The 18,461-nt window shown below is 67.8% G+C and carries 14 protein-coding genes and 1 pseudogene; 6 read left to right on the top strand and 9 right to left on the bottom strand.

What is annotated here, in order from left to right; translation table 11 throughout:
* Positions 1-339: 339 nt before the first annotated feature.
* Together ACVWYO_RS21880 and ACVWYO_RS21875 are read right to left on the bottom strand one after the other, a co-directional pair.
* Positions 340-2,205, bottom strand: coding sequence for a bifunctional sugar phosphate isomerase/epimerase/4-hydroxyphenylpyruvate dioxygenase family protein (locus ACVWYO_RS21880; RefSeq protein ID WP_457354426.1), 1,866 nt, complete (start codon positions 2,203-2,205; stop codon positions 340-342).
* Positions 2,206-2,229: 24 nt separating this feature from the next.
* Positions 2,230-2,787 (bottom strand): DUF3237 family protein, encoded by a 558-nt coding sequence (locus tag ACVWYO_RS21875; protein WP_457354424.1) that lies wholly within the window; start codon positions 2,785-2,787, stop codon positions 2,230-2,232.
* A 131-nt stretch (positions 2,788-2,918) separates the two neighbouring features.
* Here ACVWYO_RS21875 and ACVWYO_RS21870 point away from each other — a divergent pair, with 131 nt between their 5' ends.
* Together ACVWYO_RS21870 and ACVWYO_RS21865 are read left to right on the top strand one after the other, a co-directional pair.
* Positions 2,919-4,571, top strand: coding sequence for a carboxylesterase/lipase family protein (locus tag ACVWYO_RS21870; RefSeq protein ID WP_457354423.1), 1,653 nt, complete (start codon positions 2,919-2,921; stop codon positions 4,569-4,571).
* Between the two features lie 41 nt (positions 4,572-4,612).
* Positions 4,613-5,290: a TetR/AcrR family transcriptional regulator gene (locus ACVWYO_RS21865; RefSeq protein WP_457354421.1), complete on the top strand. Its 678-nt coding sequence runs from the start codon at positions 4,613-4,615 to the stop codon at positions 5,288-5,290.
* On the opposite strand, the gene ACVWYO_RS21860 is transcribed toward ACVWYO_RS21865, so the two are convergent.
* From ACVWYO_RS21860 to ACVWYO_RS21850, 3 genes are all read right to left on the bottom strand, one after another.
* Complete coding sequence (locus ACVWYO_RS21860) at positions 5,287-6,333, bottom strand: hypothetical protein (RefSeq protein WP_457354419.1); 1,047 nt, start codon at positions 6,331-6,333, stop codon at positions 5,287-5,289. The genes ACVWYO_RS21865 and ACVWYO_RS21860 overlap by 4 nt on opposite strands.
* Positions 6,330-7,634: an MFS transporter gene (locus tag ACVWYO_RS21855; protein WP_457354417.1), complete on the bottom strand. Its 1,305-nt coding sequence runs from the start codon at positions 7,632-7,634 to the stop codon at positions 6,330-6,332. Before ACVWYO_RS21855 ends, ACVWYO_RS21860 begins: the two co-directional genes overlap by 4 nt.
* Before the next feature lie 74 nt (positions 7,635-7,708).
* Positions 7,709-8,572, bottom strand: a complete 864-nt coding sequence (locus ACVWYO_RS21850; RefSeq protein WP_457354415.1) for a shikimate dehydrogenase — start codon at positions 8,570-8,572, stop codon at positions 7,709-7,711.
* 181 nt (positions 8,573-8,753) lie between these two features.
* On the opposite strand from ACVWYO_RS21850, the gene ACVWYO_RS21845 reads away from it, so the two are divergent.
* From ACVWYO_RS21845 to ACVWYO_RS21830, 4 genes are all read left to right on the top strand, one after another.
* Positions 8,754-9,848, top strand: coding sequence for an alpha/beta fold hydrolase (locus tag ACVWYO_RS21845; RefSeq protein WP_457354413.1), 1,095 nt, complete (start codon positions 8,754-8,756; stop codon positions 9,846-9,848).
* A 59-nt stretch (positions 9,849-9,907) separates the two neighbouring features.
* Positions 9,908-12,973 (top strand): TonB-dependent receptor domain-containing protein, encoded by a 3,066-nt coding sequence (locus tag ACVWYO_RS21840; protein ID WP_457354411.1) that lies wholly within the window; start codon positions 9,908-9,910, stop codon positions 12,971-12,973.
* A gap of 190 nt (positions 12,974-13,163) precedes the next feature.
* A complete protein-coding gene (locus ACVWYO_RS21835) occupies positions 13,164-14,501 on the top strand; it encodes an MFS transporter (protein WP_457354409.1) in 1,338 nt (445 codons plus the stop codon).
* Between the two features lie 28 nt (positions 14,502-14,529).
* Positions 14,530-14,994, top strand: a complete 465-nt coding sequence (locus ACVWYO_RS21830) for a MarR family winged helix-turn-helix transcriptional regulator (RefSeq protein ID WP_457354407.1) — start codon at positions 14,530-14,532, stop codon at positions 14,992-14,994.
* A 4-nt stretch (positions 14,995-14,998) separates the two neighbouring features.
* Here ACVWYO_RS21830 and ACVWYO_RS21825 read toward each other — a convergent pair whose 3' ends face one another.
* The 4 genes and pseudogenes from ACVWYO_RS21825 to ACVWYO_RS21810 form a co-directional block, all read right to left on the bottom strand.
* Complete coding sequence (locus ACVWYO_RS21825) at positions 14,999-15,622, bottom strand: acetate--CoA ligase family protein (RefSeq protein ID WP_457355108.1); 624 nt, start codon at positions 15,620-15,622, stop codon at positions 14,999-15,001.
* A 644-nt stretch (positions 15,623-16,266) separates the two neighbouring features.
* Positions 16,267-17,106, bottom strand: a pseudogene (locus ACVWYO_RS21820) (CoA-binding protein); the annotation flags it as partial.
* A 7-nt stretch (positions 17,107-17,113) separates the two neighbouring features.
* Positions 17,114-17,950, bottom strand: a complete 837-nt coding sequence (locus ACVWYO_RS21815; protein WP_457354405.1) for a p-hydroxycinnamoyl CoA hydratase/lyase — start codon at positions 17,948-17,950, stop codon at positions 17,114-17,116.
* A 29-nt stretch (positions 17,951-17,979) separates the two neighbouring features.
* Positions 17,980-18,456 carry a DUF3237 domain-containing protein gene (locus ACVWYO_RS21810; RefSeq protein ID WP_457354403.1) on the bottom strand — a complete coding sequence of 159 codons (477 nt, stop codon included), beginning with the start codon at positions 18,454-18,456 and terminating at the stop codon, positions 17,980-17,982.
* Between the last annotated feature and the right edge of the window lie 5 nt (positions 18,457-18,461).

Here is an 18,461-nt window from a genome sequence, read left to right as displayed (position 1 = left end):
AGTGGCGAACCACCTTGGCGTGCCGTTTGACAGAAATTAACGGCGTTGCAACTGGCCGCTTGTGTCTCGCCGATGGTCCTGCGCGTCGATTCTCCTCGCCGCCGATGCAAGTCCGTGTCTCGCCTCACCGATTCCCTAGGCGCTCGGTCACTGACAGGTCGCGCTGGTTGACGATCCCGTTCGGGCAAACGGCAAGGCTATTTGCGCGCAGGGATCGGATTTGCGGAGCGGTCACGGCTCGGGCGCCAACCGAGGCGGGGCACCCGATCACGTAACCGGGAACCACCTCGCTTTTTTGACCGACGCTGTTACGCGAGGCGTGAATCCGGGGAGCAGGCGTCATGCCACCGGTTCTGTGCGAAACTGACTTTGGGCGCCAAGCCGGATCGGAGCGTTTGCCGCGCCATAGCCGGCATAGGCCCCGCGTCGCTCGATGACTTCGAAGAAGAACCGCTTTTCGAAGGCCCGCGTGTACAGCTGCCAATATTCGTTGCCGGCTTCGTCGCGGTCGAACAGGATGTTGAGCGCGGCCATCTCACCGACCAGAGCATCCGACAGCCCGAAGCGCGCGACCAGATCGTCGTAATAATTGCCGGGGATCGCCAGCGTCGCAACGCCGTTTGCCGCCAGCGTGCGCGCGGTTGCGAAAATGTCGGGGGTGGTAAAGGCGACATGCTGGAAACCGGCACCGAAGACGTTGCCGATGAAGCGCGAGGACAGCGTACCGCGGCCGCCCGAGGCATTCATCGTCACGCGGAAGGCGCCGTCCGAGCCCTCGATCGCGCGGCTCTGGACGAGCCCGGCGGGATCGGGAATGTCGAGCTCGACCTGTTTCGCCACGTCGAACAACGCGGTCCAATAGAGCTGCCACGACAGGAATTCGTCGATGTCGACCGACGCCGCGACGTGATCGACCTGCTCCAGGCGCGCCCCCTCCGCGTCGCTTTGCAGCGGGCGGAATTCATCGGTCCAAATCCGGTCGGTTGCCGTGTCGCGCAGCAGATAGATCAGGCTGCCGCCGACGCCGCGCAGCGCGGGCATGCCGGCGCTCCCGCGCGGTGTCCCGTCGTCATAGCGTTGGATCGCGAGCGCGCGGGCGCGGCGCAGCGTCGCGTCGGGGTTGGGGACGGTGAGTCCGAGCGCGCAGATCGAGGCGCCGTGCATGATGTCGTAGGAATGCGCGAAGCCGCGGCGCTCGCGATTGACGACGAGGTTGATCGCGCCCTGGCGCCAGCGATCGACCTGCAGCGTGCGATGCTGCCCGACCTTGGCGAAGCCGAGCCCGGCGAGCAGCGGCTCGAGCCGCGTCGCCTCTTCGTCCGAGGCGGCGAATTCGATGAATTCGATCCCGCCGATCGGGGAGGGCGGCGGCAATGGCGAGCGCTTGCCGACCAGCCGCTCGGCCTGGTCGTGGACCGCGACGAGCGAGCGCAGGCCGTCCTGCGCGACCGATGCGGTCGAGCCGGCGCGGAAACGGTCGTTGAAGATTTCGAGCGAAAGCGGGCCGTCATAGCCGAGCTTGAGCAATTCGGCGACGAAGCCCGCGACGGGCAGATCGCCTTGCCCCGGCATGCAGCGGAAATGGCGGCTCCAGAACAGCAGGTCCATCGACAGCAAGGGCGCGTCGGCGAGCTGGACTAAGACGATCTTGGCCGGGTCGATCTCGGCGAGGCTCTCATTGGGAATGCCGCGCGACAGCGATTGGAAGCTGTCGAGCAGGATTCCGATCGAGGGATGATCGACCGCCTTGACGATCTCCCACACCTGGCGGTGATCGTAGACGTGCCGCCCCCAGGCGAGCGCCTCGTAACCGACCAGCACCCCGCGTGCCGCAGCACGTTCGCCGAGCGCGCGGAAGTCGTCGACGATCCGGTCCTGCTCGCCGAGCGCATGCGGCGAGCAGTTCGAGCAGACCAGGATCCGGTCGGTGCCGAGGTCGGCCATCACGTCGAACTTGCGCTCGGCGCGGTCGAGCGCGCGCTGACGCAGCGCGCCCGGCATCCCCTCGAAATCGCGGAACGGCTGGTAGAGCGCGCAGGTCAGCCCGAGATCGTCGAGTTGGCGCGCAATCTCGCGCGGCGACGCGGCGCAGGACAGCAGGTCGGTCTCGAAGATCTCGACCGCGTCATAGCCCGCCGCCGCGATCGCGGTGAGCTTCTGTTCGAGCGTCCCGCTGACGGAGACGGTGGCGATGGAGGTACGCAAGCGACAGTTCCAATCGATGGGAGGTCAGGCGAGACGGAAGACATGGACTAGCACCGCGGGCGGCCCGCCCGCGACGCTCTGCAGGCTGCCGACGAAGACCGACTGGTTGAGCCAGTCGTGCGGCCCGGTCGGTGCTTCGAATTCGGGAACGGTGCGGAGGTAGCGCGCCTTTGCGCCCGCCACGCGGGTGTTAGTGAGGCCGCGATTGCGGACGTGGATCTGCGTGCCGTCGGCGGCTTCGATCATGTAATCCGCCTCGAGCACGGTGTAATCGTCGGCGCGCTGGAGCTGCCAGTCGGCACCGCCGGGAAAGATCCGGCCGCTGATGCGCGGTCCCTCGAATGTTCCGCCGATGATCGGGATGCGGCGGCGGATGCCGTACGGCGTGCGGCCGATCTCGCGCGTCGGCTCGAGCAGGGCGTGAGCGGAGAAAGCGAATTCGACGCGCGGCGTGGCCTCCGGCGGCGGGAGCGGGGCGGGGCTCGGCGCGAGGGCTTGCGCAGGCGTGGGCAAAGCGAGCGGCAGCAGCGTCGTGGCCATCGCCCCGAGCACGGTGCGCCGACTGGTCAGGCTCTCCATCATCGCATCTCCCAGTTCGTTCCGTTTGCCCGGTTTCGCCCCGCCGCTTGACGATCACGAACCGTTTCGTACACACTCTGCCCGTCGGGACCGAAATCGGCAAGAGGCGCGTTGCGGCCCGGCGAGGAGGATGGATGAAAGCGATCTTGCGGGTGCTTGCAGCATCGACCTTGCTCGTGTCGGCGGCGGCCGCGATTGCTGGCCAAGCGGTTCAGATCATGGCGACGCAGCCGGTTGCGACCGATCCCGTGCGCACCGAGTCGGGCCTGGTCGCAGGCACGCAGCGCGACGGTGGCGTCCGCGCCTATCTCGGCATTCCCTATGCCGCGCCGCCCGTCGGCGACCTGCGCTGGGCGCCCCCGCGCGCCGTCGCGTGGAGCGGTGTGCGCAATGCTGATCGTACCGGCCCCGAATGCATGCAGGTGCTGCGGCCGCACGACATCAACCATTATTTCGGCGAGGAGGCGGTCTCCGAAGACTGTCTGACGATGAACATCTGGGCGCCGCCGCGGACGTCTGCCGCGAAGCTGCCGGTGGTCGTGTTCCTCTACGGCGGCGGTTTCACGATCGGGTCGTCGGGGATGCCCAATTATGGCGGCGCCGAGATCGCGCGGCGCGGCGCGGTGTTCGTCAATTTCAACTATCGCGTCGGCGCGTTCGGCTTCCTCGCGCATCCCGAGCTCAGCCGCGAGCAGGGCGGCCATTCGGGCAATTACGCGCTGATGGACCAGATCGCGGCGTTGCGCTGGGTCAAGGCGAACATTGCGGCGTTCGGCGGCGATCCCGACAAGGTCGCGATCATCGGGCAATCGGCCGGCGCGCTGTCGGTGGCGTCGCTGATCTTTTCGCCCGAGGCCAAGGGGCTGTTCCGTAGCGCCGTGATGACGAGCTGGTGCAATTATCGCGACACGCTGCCGACGCTCGCGGAAGGCGAGGCGATCGGCGTGGCGGTGCAGGAGCGGCTCAAGGCGGGTTCGCTTGCGGCGATGCGCGCGCTCCCGGCCGACCGCATCCTGGCGATCCAGAGCGAGAGCCAGCTCGGCGCGAATGTTGCGGGCGTCCGGATCGGCGGGCCGATCGTCGATGGCGTCGTGCTGCCCGCGCAGAAGGCCGCCTTGCTGGCGGCGGGGCGGATCAACCGCGTGCCGATCATCGCCAGCTCGAACACCGACGATATCGACATTGCGATGAGCCCGTTCGGCAAGGTGACGACGCTCGACGCGTATCGCACCACCGCGCGGGCGGCGTTCGGCGCCGAGGCCGACGCGTTTCTGCAGCGTTTCCCGGCGGCGAGCGATGCCGAAGCCAAGGCTGCGGCACGGCGCGTCGCGCATCTCGGCGGCTTTGCGCTCGCGTCGCAGCAATGCGCGGTCGATCAGGCGCAGGCCGGGCAGGCGACGTACATCGACGATTTCGCGCGCAAGCATCCCTACACGCCCGGGGTGCGCTTTGCCGACCAGGATCCCGCGACGGTCGGCGCCTATCACACCGGCGACATCCCCTACTGGTTGGGCACGCTCGACGTGTACAACAGCGTGCGCCGGACGCGCGACTGGGTGCCGTACGACCGCAGCCTCGCGACGACGATGATGGACCATCTGATCGCCTTTGCCCGCGACGGTCGACCGGGCGCGGGCTGGCCGGCCTGGTCGGCGCGCGATCAACGCAAGCTGGTGTTCGGCGACGGCGTCGCAGTGCGGCCGCTCGATACGGCGGAGCTCGCATGGCTGGCGGCGCATCCGGTGGCGCGGACGCCGCTCGCACCGCGCGGCTCGCCACGCGACTGACGCGCTGATATTGAACGCAGCGAGCCGAGCTTCTACGCGTCATGTCAGCAACTCAGCCAAGGGACCGCGTCATCGCTACGACATCAGAGCCGCGCGGCACGCGTGCCGCGAATTCGGAGACGACCAAGGCCAACATCCTCGCGGTCGCGCGCGCCGAATTCGCCGACAAGGGCCTGAGCGGCGCGCGGATCGACGAGATCGCCGAGCGCACCAACACCAGCAAGCGAATGATCTATTATCATTTTGCGAGCAAGGAGGGGCTGTATCGCGCGGTGCTCGAGGAAGCCTATACCCGCATCCGCGAGACCGAGACCGCGATGCCGATCGAGACGATGAGCGCCGAGGAGGCGCTCAAGACTAATGTCCGGATGACCTTCGACTATCATCACGAGCACCCCGAATTCGTCCGGCTGGTGATGAACGAGAACATGCACCACGGCGCTTTCATCCGCGACGTGGCGGGGATCAAGCGGCGCAACGAGAGCGTGATCCGCGTACTCGGCGAGATCCTGGCGAAGGGTCGCGACGAAGGCGTGTTCCGCGCCGATCTCGACCCGATCGACCTGCACATGACGATCAGCGCCTTGTGCTTCTACAACGTGTCGAACCGCTACACCTTCTCGGAAATCTTCCGGCGCGACATGGTCTCCCCCGACGCGGTCGAGCGGCGGCGCGAGCAGGTGGTCGAGGTGGTGCTGGCGGCGTGTCGGCCAGCCTAGCGGCCGGGTAATTTGCGATAGGCGAGCCGATCGGCCTGATACGAGCCGAGCCACAGCGTGTCGCCGACGATCGCGGCGGCCGAGACGCCGTTGAAGGCGGGGTCGGGTTCGCCATACGCCACGGTCGCGACGGTGCCGGCTCGCGGATCGATCGCGGCGGCGACATAGCCGCGATGACACAGCATCTTGTCGGCCTCGCCCGCGACGACGCGCCGCAGCCCGCCGCATGCGGGCTCGTCGAGCCGCATTCCGGCTGCGACGAGGCGGCCGTCGGTCCAGTGGATGTTGTCGGGCATGAAGCCAGGCATCTCGATCGTGCGGACGGGCTTTTTCGGATGGTGCCGGTCGTAGACCAGAACAGCATGCCAGCCGAACGCGACGACGTAGAAATGGCGTTCGTCGGGGTCGGTCTCGAGCCCGTTATTGCCGGGCAGCTGCGTGCCGGGGATCTCGCTGAACGCCGCGGCGCCGGGCGCCCATTGCCACACCACGCCGGTGCGCTTGCCGAGGACGAAATCGGCGATCGTCGTGCCCGGGCGCGTGAGGACGGTGACGAGCAGCGTGCCGTCGGCGAAGGTGGCGACGGCATTGCCGACTTGTCCCGCAGGCATGAGGCGACAGCCGCGCCAGTGGAGGGCAGGGCCGCTTGCTCCCAGCGTCACGTCGAAGATCTCGATCGATTCGCGGCCGCCATGATTGACGACGTGGAGCGTGTAGCGCCCGTCGCCGACGTGGCGGAGGCTGAGGCCGCGCGCGTTGAACAAGGCTGGATCGACCGGGCCGGGACAGTCGGGATAGGCGCGCCGGTCGGGATCGACCTGCGCCGCGCTCCCGTCCAACCACGGCGCAGCGCGATGCGTCTGCGTGTCGACCAGCTTGAGCCCGGCACCCGGCGCGAAGCCGCTGGCGACGATCCATTGCGTGCCGGGGATCGCGACGACATCCTCGGGATGCGCGGCGCCGCAGACGAAAGCAAGCGCGGGGCCGGGCGGGCACGCCTCGGCGGGCGCGGCCAGAGCGAGCAGCCCGGCGAGCCAGATCACAGCACGATCCGCTTCACGTCGCCGACCACGAAGATGTAGGCGAGCGCCCCGACCAGCGCGAGCCCGCCGACAAAGGCGAGCGCATAGAAGAAGGAACCGGTCGACGCGACGATCACGCCGATCGCGAGCGGCGTGACGATCCCGGCAAGATTGGCGGCGAGGTTGAAGATCCCGCCGGTCAGCCCGAGCATCCCGGCGGGCGCGATATCGGATACCAGCGTCCAGCCGAGCGCGGCCATCCCTTGCGCAAAGAAGGCGACCGACAGGATCGTGATGACCGCGGCGTCCGATTGCACGAAATTGGCGGCGATGATCGTCGAGGCGAGCAGCAGCCCGGTGATGATCGGCGTCTTGCGCGCAACGTTGGCCGAGAGACCACGCCGCAGCATCGTGTCGGACCACCAGCCGCCGAACAGCACGCCGATCGACGCCGCGATGAACGGCAGCACGGCGTAGAAGCCGATCTTGAGGAACGCCATGTGCCGCTCGGTCGCGAGATAGGTCGGGAACCAGGTGAGGAAGAAGACCAGCGTCGAATTGCCGGCGAACTGGCCGATGCAGATCCCCCACATGCGCCGATAGCGCAGCAACTGGCCGGCCTTGCTCCAGTCGAGCCGGCCACCCTTGCCCGCATTCGCGACCAGGCCGCCGCCGTCGGCGATCAGCGCGAGTTCGGCTGCGTTGGCGCCCTTATGGTCGCGCGGCTCGCGATATTTGGCGAGCCACAGCAGCACGAAGGCGAGGCCGAGCATACCGCACACCAGGAACAGCGAACGCCAGCCATAATGCGCCAGCAGCCAGAACAGCACGGGGCTGAGGAAGGCGAGCCCGATATATTCGCCGACGGTATAAACGCCGGTGGCGAACGCGCGCTCGGATTGCGGGAACCAGGTCGCGACGACTCGGCTGTTGGCGGGGAAGCACGGCGCCTCGGCGATCCCGAGCGCGAGCCGCAAGCCAAGCAGCGAGGCAAGCCCGCCGACGGCTGCGTGGAGCAGGGTGAACAGCGACCAGAAACCGACCGAGAGCGCATAGGTGAGGCGCGTGCCGAAGCGATCGAGGAACAGCCCGCCGGGGATCTGCGACGCGGCATAGCTCCACGAGAAAGCCGAGAAGACGACCCCCATCACCGCGGCGTTGATCGCAAGGTCCTTGGTCAGTGCCGGCGCGGCGATGCCGAGGATCGTGCGGTCGAGATAGTTGACCAGCGTACCGGTCGCGATCAGCCCGAGCATCGCGAAGCGCGCGCGGCTGGGGCGGGTGGCGCTAACGCTCGCGTGGATCGTACCGGTGTCGCTCATGCCTCATCCTCTCGCACGCGGGGGATGGTCTTGTGCCACCTCGCCCGCTTTGTCCCGCCGTAGCGGCAATCTTTTTAAAAACGCGCGGCCATTCGTTCGCGATCCGCCGGGTGGCCGGTGAACAGGTCGAACGCGCGTGCCGCCTGGAACACCGCCATGTCGCCGCCATGCGCAGTGCGGCAGCCGATCGCCCGCGCGGCGGTCAGCAGCGCGGTCTCGAGCGGGAAATAGACAACGTCGGCAACCCAAAGATCGGGCCGCAGCAAGGCCGCATCGATCGGAACGCCCGGATGCCCCTCCATGCCGATCGGCGTTGCGTTGATGACGCCCTGCGCATCGGCGATCTCCGCGGCGATCGGTCGCGTGGCGGCGCGGGCGATCCCGCCGGGCAATCGCGCGACCAGATCAGCGGCGCGCGTCGCCTGTGGGTCGACGATCACGAGCTCGCGGCAGCCGAGCTTGACCATCGCCATCGCGGTCGCTGCGCCGGCACCGCCTGCGCCGACCTGAACCACGCGGTCGAGCGCTACGCCGCCGAGTTGCCGCTCGAAGCCTTCGGCAAAGCCGTACGAATCGGTATTGTGCCCGGTGCTGCGGCCATCGCGGAACACCACCGTGTTGACCGCGCCGATCGCGCGCGCTTCGTCGCTGAGTTCGTCGAGCAAGGCCATCACGTGCTGCTTGAAGGGGTGCGTCACATTGACCCCGGCAAAACCCGCCGCGCGCACCATCTCCAGCGTCTGCGCGAGATCGGCGTCACGCTCGGGCGCCTGCGCAAGATCGAGCAGGCGGTAGCGCAGCGCGAACCCCTGCGCGGCGGCCTCGGCCTCATGCATTTCGGGCGAGCGCGAGCCTTGGATATCCATGCCGATCAACCCGGTCAGGATCACGCCGCGCGCGACGTCTTCCGTCGCCATCGCTGTGCCGTCGTCGCTCACGCCAAAACCTCCCCGGTGCCGGCTCGATCGACCCTGAGATGGGGCGTCCACCGGCTGCTTGTACATCCATTGACTTGGTACGAACCATTTCGTACACTAAATGTCAACGGGGCGCGAATGGTGCGAGCCGGGGGACGGGACAAACGCCGCAGAGCGTTGTTTTTGAGGGGATCAGATCGGCATGCGACTCGCCACTCTTGCTATCGCCACGATGCTGGGCTGCGCCGCGGGAGCCGCGACTGCGCAGAGCAATGGTGCGCGCATCGCCGACGCCAGCCCGATTGGCGCGGGCGTTCAGGCGGTCGGTGCGGATTCGTTTGCCGGCGTCAAGGTCGCGTTCCCCGACGGCGTTACCGGCTATCCGGACCTGCCCTATCAGACGCTGCCGGGCTATCGTCCGCTCAAGCTCGACCTGTTCCTGCCGCCTGCCAGCTTTGCCGCGGCGGGCCCGCGCCCGCTGGTCGTCTATGTCCATGGCGGTGGCTGGATGGCGGGCGGCCCGCGGCGTAGTGCGGCCTATGTCGACTGGCCCAAGGTGCTCGCCGCGCTTGCCGCCAAGGGCTATGTCGTCGCGAGCGTCTCCTACCGCTTTTCGCGCGAGGCGCCGTTTCCAGCGGCGATCCAGGATGTGAAGGCTGGCATCCGCTGGCTGCGCGCGCACGCCGCCGATTACAATATCGACCCAAAGCGCGCGGCGATCTGGGGTCAGTCGGCCGGGGGGCATCTGGCGGCGCTGGCGGGCGTGAGCTGCAACGTCGCCGCGCTCGAACCCGGCGCGCGGATCGTTCCCAAATCGGGCAATGTCGAGACCGTCGCCTCGACTGCAGCTGGCAGCGACCAGGCGTCGGATTGCGTCCAGGCGGTGGTCGGCTGGTTCGGCATCTATGATTTCGCCGCGCTGGCCAAACGGACCAGCCCGCCGCCGGGCGTTCCCGCCGGCCCGAGCGCCGACGACCTGTTCCTCGGCTGCCCCGAGGGCAACTGCACCGCGCAGCAACGCGCCTTCGCGTCGCCCGTCACTTATGTCGACCGCAGCGACCCGCCATTCTTGCTGATGCACGGCAGCGACGATCGCACCGTGCCCGAGGCGCAGACCGAGCTGTTCGACGCGGCGCTCCGCGCGAAGGGGGTGTCGGTGCGCAAGATCGTCATTCCCGGCGTCGACCATAGCTGGATCGGCAAGACGCCCGAGGCGACGCGCGATGCGAGCAAGCTCGCGCTGCGCACCGCGATCGACTTCATCGACGCGCAGATCGGCGACGCGGCGAAACGATAGATATCAGGCAATCCGTCACGCCGGCCAAACCGGCGGACGCACCAACGGGGAGGACGACCATGAAGACGAGCATTTTGACGCGCCGTGCTCTGGCACATTCGGTTTCGCGCGGAGCAATCGTCGCGGGGGCGGCACTGATGATCGGCGTGACCGCCACGCCGGCGACGGCACAGGCGATCGGCACGACCGGCCCGACGACGACCGCCGATCAAGTCACCAAGCCCGGGGATGCCACCACCGCTGCCGCGCAGGCCGATGCGGCGCGCGCCACGATCGCGCCGCGCCCGTCCGCGCCCGAGCCGACCACCGATGGCGCCGACATCGTCGTCACGGGATCGCTGATCCAGCGGCCCAACAATACTTCGGTCAGCCCGATCGTCAGCGTTGGCGATATCGCGATCAAGGAAGCCGGCGTCGCGACGCTGCAGGATGCGCTCAACCAGTTCCCGAGCTTCACCACCGGCGGCAATGCCGGCACGGGCGGGCAGGGCACCGGCGGTCGCGCGTCGATCAACCTTCACGGGCTCGGCACCAACCGCAACCTCGTCCTGCTCGATGGGCGCCGGCTGCCGTCGTCCGACATCAACGGCAATGTCGACGTCAACATCCTGCCCGAGGCGATCATCGACGGAATCGACGTGATCACCGGCGGTGCGTCGGCGGTCTATGGCTCGGACGCGATGTCCGGCGTCGTCAACTTCAAGACCGTGCGCAAGCTCGAGGGCGTCCGCGTCGACCTGCTCAACACGATCAGCGAGCGCGGCGATGCCTATCGCTTCAACGGCTCGCTCGCCTTCGGCTCGAGCTTCGCCGACGATCGCGGGCATGTCATCGCGGCGTTCAGCTATGCCAAGCAGAACCCGATCAACGGCAGCGCCCGCGATTTCTTCTACGACAAGACGCCATCGTCGTTCATCGGAACCGGCACCTTCGTACCGAGCGCGACCAACGCGCCGAACGCCGCGGTCGAGCAGGCGGTGTTCGCGCGCTACGGCGTGACCAACACGGTCAATCCGTTGCTCAATCTGGGCTTCAACGCCAACCAGACGCTGTTCGTGCAGACCGGTGCGGTCAACTATCAGGGGCCGACCAACACGTCGGGCTATCTGCTGGTCGGCAACAACGTCCGCATGCCGGTCGGCCAGCAGACCGATTTCTACAACGGCCTCGACCGCAAGACGGCGTTCGTGAAGGCCGACTATGAGCTCGCCCCCGGCATCACCGCCTACGGCCAGTTCATGTATGTTGATCTGAACGTGAAGACGGCGAGCGGCGGCAGCCTGACGCAGTTCGGCGTGCCGCTCACCGTGCCCGTCACCAATCCGTTCATCCCGACCGATTTGCGCACGATCCTCGCGTCGCGTCCCAATGCGGGCGCTAGCTTCACGATCAACGGCCGCTATGTCGGCGTGCCGTACAAGAATTTCGAAGAGCAGTATAACGTCCAGCAATATCTGGCGAGTGTCCGCGGCGGGATCGCCAGCGGATGGACCTTCGACGTCTATGCGTCCTACGATCAGTCGGTGCACGACCAGGCGATCCATTCGGCGGTCGTGAAGAGCCGCGTCCAGACGCTGTTGAACGCGGCGGACGGCGGGCGGTCGCTGTGCGCGGGCGGCTATAACCCGTTCGGCGATGCCAATGCGCGCGGCCTGTCGCAGGCGTGCGCCACCTATATCACCAAGGACGCCTTCTCGAAGGAGAAGGTCTCGCAGACGCAGGTCCAGGGGCAGATCAACGGCAAGCTGTTCGATCTCGGCGCCGGCCCGGCGCAGATCGCGATCGTCGCGGACTATCGGCGCAACAGCTACAGCTATGTGCCCGACAGCGATCTGGCCGCGCAGAACCTTGAGTCGATCATCGCCTCGGCGGGGGCAACGGGCGCGATCAACCTGAAGGAAGCCGCGGCGCAGCTCGACATTCCGCTGCTTTCCGACCGGCCGTTCTTCCGCGAACTCGGCATCGGCGGCGCGATCCGCGTTTCCGATTATTCGACCACCGGGACGGTCACAAGCTTCGAAGGCGATGCGCGCTGGCGTCCGATCGAGCCGCTGCTGTTCCGCGGCAGCTATCAGCGCGCCGTCCGCGCGCCCAACATAGGCGAGCTGTTCGCACCGGCATCGGGCACGCAGCTGGTGATCGGCACGCCGCCGGCGTCGCTCGGCGACCCGTGCGACGTGCGCTCGAGCGCGCGCACCGGCGCGAGTGCCGCGCAGGTCAGTGCACTCTGCGTCGCACAGGGCGTGCCGGGGGCGGCGGTCAGCAGCTACACCTTCCCGACCACCGCGACGGGGCAGACCGTTACCGGCAACACCGCGCTGACCCCGGAAAAGGCCAATACCTTCAATCTCGGTCTGGTGCTCAACGCACCGGTGCGCAGCGGCTTGTTCCGCGATTTCACGCTCTCGATCGACTATTACAACATCAACATCAAGAACGTGATCTCGTCGGTGCCGGGCCTCACCGTCCTGTCGAAATGCTTCAACCTCGACGGGTCGAACCCGAGCTATGCCAACAGCAATCCCTATTGCCAGTTGATCCAGCGTGACGCGACCGGGCAGATCGTCTCCGTCTCGACCCCCTACCTCAACCTCGGCGGTCTGAAGACCGACGGCGTCGAGATCCAGGCGCATCTCGGACTGCCGATCGCGATCGCCGGCGCGCAGGGCAAGGTCTATGCCGACACCGCGGTCGGCTACACCCACAGCTACAAGGTGCAGCTGCTCCCCAACACGCCGTTCCTCGATTATACCGGGGTCAGCAATGGTGGCGCCGGGACCGGATCGGTGCCGCCGCGCGCGACCCCGCGGTGGAAGAGCCTGACGACGATCGGCTATCGCTCCGACGCGTTCGGGATGGGGCTGCGCTGGCGCTATCAGGGGCCGCTGCGCGATGTCAGCGCGGTGTTGACGCCCGCGACCGCGCAGGTCGGCGTCGCGGCCTATTCGCTGTTCGATCTGTTCGTCTCGACCAAGATCAACAAGCGCTTCGAGATTCGCGGCGGGGTCAACAATCTGCTCGACAAGGGACTGCCGTTCGTCGCCAGTTCGCAGAACGGCACCGACGTCGCGCTGTACGATCCAATCGGGCGGTCCTTCTATCTCGGCGTCAAGCTGGGCTTCTGAGCGTAGCTTCGGCGCGGTCGTGACAAGACTTGGCCCCCGCGATCCCGATCGCGGGGGCCAATCGGCGTTTGTGCCCGACTAAGCCCGGCAACGGCCGACCCGGGTGGCGCCCCTTTCGCGCACGGGCGCGTCGGAATTGGTTGCAGCGTATAGCAAAGTTGCGCACACCAGTGTGCAACAGGAGAGAATGATGACCGAGGATCCGCGCGCAACGCTCGAGCGGGCGCCCATGTCACGCTTCCAATGGATCATGGTCGCGGTGATGATCGGGCTCAACGCGCTCGACGGGTTCGATGTGCTGTCGATCAGCTTCGCCTCGCCGGGCATCGCGGCGGAATGGCGGGTCGATCGCGCGGCGCTCGGTCTCGTCCTGTCGATGGAGCTGATCGGGATGGCGCTGGGCTCGCTGCTGCTCGGCGGGGTGGCGGATCGGTTCGGACGGCGCGCGACGATCCTCGGTTGCTTGTGCGCGATGGCGTTCGGCATGTTCGGCGCAGCGACCGCGCACGACGTGGTGTCGCTGTCGGCATGGCGGGTGCTGACCGGATTGGGGATCGGCGGGATGCTCGCCGCCACCAATGCGGCGGTCGCCGAGGCGGCGAACGCCAAGCGCCGGAGCCTCGCCGTCGTGCTGATGGCGGGCGGGTATCCGGTTGGCACGATCATCGGCGGGCTGATCGCCGCGGTGCTGCTGGACCGTTATGGCTGGCGTTCGGTGTTCGTGTTCGGCGGTCTCGCTACCTTATCCTTCATCCCGCTGGTGGTGTGGCGCGTTCCCGAATCGATTGCCTTCCTGCTGCAGCGGCCGGGCCCGACGACGCTCGACCGGGTCAACCGCACGCTGGCGCGGATGGGCCATCCGGTGATCGCCGCGCTGCCCGCCGCCACGCCAAAGCCGCGCCGGGCGGGTATGGCCGCGCTGTTCTCGCGCCGCCACGTCGTGCTGACGGCCGCGCTCACGCTCGCCTATCTCGCGCACATCATGACCTTCTATTACATTCTCAAATGGATCCCCAAGATCGTCGTCGATTTCGGCTTTCCACCGCCGATGGCGGCGGGCGTGCTGGTCTGGGCGAGCGTCGGCGGTGCGCTTGGGTCGCTGACACTCGGGCTGCTGACGCTGCGGGTGCGGGTCTATTGGCTGACGCTCGTGGCGATGCTCGCCTCGACGGCGCTCGTCATCCTGTTCGGCTATCAGCGCGGCAGCCTCGGCTGGCTGTCGCTGACCGCCGCGATCGTCGGCTTTGCGACCAATGCCGGGGTGGTCGGGATCTACGCGCTGCTCGCGCAATCCTATCCGACCAATTTGCGCGCCAGTGCGACCGGGCTGGTGATCGGGATCGGCCGTGGCGGATCCGCCCTGGCGCCGGCGCTGGCCGGCGGGCTGTTCGCCGCGGGCTATGGTTTGCCGCTGGTCTCGGCGCTGATGGGGGCGGGGTCGCTCGTCGCCGCGGTCGCCTTGTTCGGCGCGCGCGCGCGCTTTGCCGCGCTGTCGCGTGGGATTGAGCCGACTGGCGATGTCGATTAGCGTTCCGGCTCGAACTGGGGAGCAAGTGTTGGCTGAAATCGCGCCGGAACCGACCGAGGATAGCGTCAGCCTGGGGGTGCTGTCGGATCTGATCGGCTATCGTTTGCGCCGCGCCTCGGCGGTGATGGCGAGCGACTTCGCGCGCGCGCTCGAGGGGACCGGAATCCGTCAGGTGCTGTTCGGCATCCTGTCGATCGTCGATGCCAATCCCGGGATCAACCAGGGGACGGTCGGGCGGATGCTCGGCATCCAGCGCGCGAACATGGTCGCGCCGGTCAACGAGATGGCCGAGCGCGGCTGGATCGATCGGCAGACCGACCCGAGCGATCGGCGCGCCTTCATCCTGTCGCTGACCGCCGCGGGGAAAACGATGTTCGCGGGTGCGCTGGCACAGATCCGCGCGCACGAGGCGGCCGTGCTGAGCGATTTCGACCTCGGCGACCGCCAGCACCTGGTGGCCCTGCTCGCGCGGATCGAGGCGCGCGAGGGCTGATCGCTCAGTCGGCGAGGATCAGCGCGTCGAGCGCGATCGCGCCTTGGCCGCGCGGATAGACGACGACCGGGTTGAGATCGATCTCGCGGATGTTGGGCGCGGCGGCGAGCGCTTGCCCGACCGCGGCGATGATGGCGGCCACTGCCTCCAGATCGAGCGCGGGCGAGCCGCGCCAGCCGTCGAGCAAAGCGCCGCTCTTGAGCTTGCGCAGTTCGGCGATGATGGCCGCCGGCGTCAGGTCGGACGGCAGCAGGCGCACGTCCTGGAGGATTTCGGCCTGCACGCCACCGAAGCCGACGAGGATCACCGGGCCCCACTCGGGATCGTTGCGCGCGCCGACGATCAATTCGACGCCGCGCGCGCCCATTGTTTCGACCAGCACGCCGTCGAGCGTTAGGCTGGGCGCATGGTGCGCGATGTTGGCGTGCATCTCGCCCCAGCCGCGCGCAACGGCTTCGGCGTCGGCGAGGTTGAGGATCACGCCGCCGGCGTCGCTCTTGTGGCTGAGCGCGCTCGCCTGCGCCTTGAGTACGACCGGATAGCCGATCGCGCTCGCGATGCCCTGCGCCTCCTCGGTTGACGTCGCGAGTTCGCCTGTGGAGAAGGAGACGCCGAACGGGGCGAGCAGCGCCTTGGCGCGATATTCGGGATGACCCCTGCCGGTACCGTGATCGGCGCGGGCGCGTCGGTCTCAACCGTCGCGAAATCGCGCGCGGCGCGCTCGGCGAGGCGGGCGAGCGCGCGATAGGCGCGGTCGGGGGCCGGGAAATAGGGGACGCCGAGCGCGCGCAGTTCGGCGATGTAGGGGGCGGGGACGGGCGCGCCGTCGTCGAGCCCGGCGAAGATCACCGGCTTGGCGGGGGCGAGCGCGCGGATCGCGGCGATGATCGGCGCGAACTTGAGGCGGCAGGTCGCCTCGTCGGTCTGGATGATGCCGAGCACGATCGTCGCGAAGGCGTCATCCTCGAGCAACGGCGCGAGTGTGCGACGGTAGAGATCCGGATCGACCAGCGCTTGTGCGGTCAGGTCCATCGGATTGCTGACCGGGATGAAGTCCGGCACCGCAGCGCGCAAGGCTGCGGCGGTTTCGGAGGAGGGGGCGGGAAGCGCCAGCCCCTCGGCCTCGCACAGGTCGAGCGTCAGCGCCTTGAACGCGCCCGATTCGGTGAGCACCGCAGCGTCGCCCGGTTGTGGCATTCCGGCGCGATAGAGGATGTCGACCAAGTCGCCGAGTTCCTCGAGCGTCTGGGCGACGATCACGCCGGCGCGTTCGACTTTGGTCTTCATCACTTGCCAGTCGCCCGCCATCGCGCCGGTGCGCGTCGCGGCGGATTCGCGCGCGGCGCTCGACTGGCCGGGATGGAGCAGGACGATCGGCTTGCCCGCGGCGCGCGCGCGTGCGGCGAGCGCGAGGAAGCGCGCGGGCTGGCGGAACTGCTCGACGATCATCGCGATGACCTGCGTCGATGCGTCCGCGAGGAGGTGTTCGACATAGTCCTCGACGCCCGAGGCCGCCTCGTTGCCGGTCGAGACCGAGAGCGAGAGGCCGATGTCCTTCGCCATCAGCGTGGTGCCGAGTACCACCGCCATCGCACCCGATTGCGAGACGATGCCGACACCCTTTTTGTCGCCCAGTCGATAGGCGGGCGTTTGCACGAAGGTGAGCGGCACGCCGTCGACGTAATTGACCATACCGAGACAGTTCGGCCCTTCGATCACCATGCCGCTTTCCGCCGCGATCCGCGCGACGGCGTGTTGTGCGGCCAGGCCTTCCTCGCCACCCTCGGCGAAGCCCGCCGAGAAGATGATCGCTGCACCGACCCCGCGCGCTGCCAGCGCCTCGACCGCCGCCAGCACCGCACCGCCGGGGATCGCCAGCACCGCCGCATCGACCCCATCGGGCAGCGCGGCGATGCTCGCCAGTGCCTGGCGCCCGCCGATCACCGGCGCCTTGGGGTTGATCAGATGGATCTCCCCCGCAAAACCGTGGCGCTCGAGATTGGCGAGCACCTGGTTGCCGAGTGCGCCGGGTTTCTCCGACGCGGCGACGATCGCGACCGAGCGGGGGCGCAGCAGGCGATCGAGCGCGGTGACGGGCGGGCGGGCGGTCATGCTATGCTCAGCCCTGCGTCTTGCTGGTGTCGTAGGTGCCAAGCCCGGGCTTGTAGCTCTTCTCGTCGATGAACTGGCGGATGCCTTCCTTGCGCCCCTCGCCGTCATAGCTGTTGGCGGCTTCCTGCGCGCGGATCAGATAGTCCTGCGCATTGTCATAGGTCATCTCGCCGACACGGCGGACGACGTCCTTGGTCGCCTTCAGCGCGACCGGGTTCTTGGCAAGCAGGACGTTGGCGACCTCGGTCACGCGGTCCTTCAGCCGGTCGAGCGGGACGGCTTCGTTGACCAGGCCCCATTCGGCGGCGGTCGTGCCGCTGATATTCTCGCCGGTCATCGCATGGTACATCGCCTTGCGCAGCGGCATCAGCTCGGTCGCGACCTTGGTCGCGCCGCCGCCGGGGAGGATGCCCCAGTTGATCTCGCTGAGCCCGAACTTGGCGTCGTCGGCGGCGAAGGCGAGGTCGCAGCCGAACAGCGGGCCATAGCCGCCGCCGAAGCACCAGCCGTTGACCATCGCGATCGTCGGCTTCTGATACCAGCGCAGCCGCGCCCACCAGCCATAGCTCTCGCTCTGCGCCTTGCGCGTGCCGGCGAGGCCCTTGGCTTCGGTCTCGCGGAAATATTCCTTGAGATCCATGCCCGCGGTCCAGGCCGAACCTTCGCCCGTCAGCACGAGCACGCCGACATCGTCATGGAATTCGAGCAGGTCGAGCACTTCCATCATGTCGCGGTTGAGCGTCGGCGACATCGCGTTGCGCTTGTCGGGGCGGTTGAAGCTTACCCAGGCGATGCGGTCGACGATCTCATAGGCGACGACGCCGTTGCTGCTGGTCTGTGTCATGCGGATACTCCCTTTATGTACAATGGCCGTCACGCGACGGCGAACACCTGGATTTCGACTTGGGTCGGGCGGCGGATGCCGACCCCGACGAAGATGGTACGCCGCAGCCAGCCATGCGCGCCCTCGGGCACGGTGAAGCGCGGCGTGCTGCGGAAGTAATAGTCGGCCGGATCGACCGGCTCGTCGCGGGCGAGGCGCTGCGTCACCGCTTCGCTCGCGACGCGGACGGCGGGGTTGGTGATGCCGATCACCGTGCCATCGTCGGCGCGGATCGCGTAGCGAGTCTCGAGCAAGGCGAGTCCGTCCGAATGGATCGCCTGCCAGTCGCCGCCGCCCGGCAGCACCACGCCGTTCAACCGCGGCCCGGCAACACGCCCGCCGGTGATCGCGACGAAGCGCACCTGCCGCCCGTCGACGATCCCCTGCTCCTGCGGCACGGCGACCTCGACGAACAGCGAGAAGACGTGATCGAGACCGGGCGCGATCGGGGGAGGGGATACGCTCACGCTCG

Source organism: Sphingomonas sp. UYP23, from assembly GCF_054059235.1.
Note: the sequence above shows the minus strand (reverse complement) of the source record. Positions and strands in the feature narration are given on the sequence as shown.

Bases quoted from the DNA above. Each gene is read 5' to 3' on its own strand.
- ACVWYO_RS21865 (WP_457354421.1), top strand. From the start codon at position 4,613: ATGTCAGCAACTCAGCCAAGGGACCGCGTCATCGCTACGACATCAGAG.
- ACVWYO_RS21835 (WP_457354409.1), top strand. From the start codon at position 13,164: ATGACCGAGGATCCGCGCGCAACGCTCGAGCGGGCGCCCATGTCACGC.
- ACVWYO_RS21875 (WP_457354424.1), bottom strand. From the start codon at position 2,787: ATGATGGAGAGCCTGACCAGTCGGCGCACCGTGCTCGGGGCGATGGCC.
- ACVWYO_RS21815 (WP_457354405.1), bottom strand. From the start codon at position 17,950: ATGACACAGACCAGCAGCAACGGCGTCGTCGCCTATGAGATCGTCGAC.
- ACVWYO_RS21845 (WP_457354413.1), top strand. From the start codon at position 8,754: ATGCGACTCGCCACTCTTGCTATCGCCACGATGCTGGGCTGCGCCGCG.
- ACVWYO_RS21870 (WP_457354423.1), top strand. From the start codon at position 2,919: ATGAAAGCGATCTTGCGGGTGCTTGCAGCATCGACCTTGCTCGTGTCG.
- ACVWYO_RS21855 (WP_457354417.1), bottom strand. From the start codon at position 7,634: ATGAGCGACACCGGTACGATCCACGCGAGCGTTAGCGCCACCCGCCCC.
- ACVWYO_RS21840 (WP_457354411.1), top strand. From the start codon at position 9,908: ATGAAGACGAGCATTTTGACGCGCCGTGCTCTGGCACATTCGGTTTCG.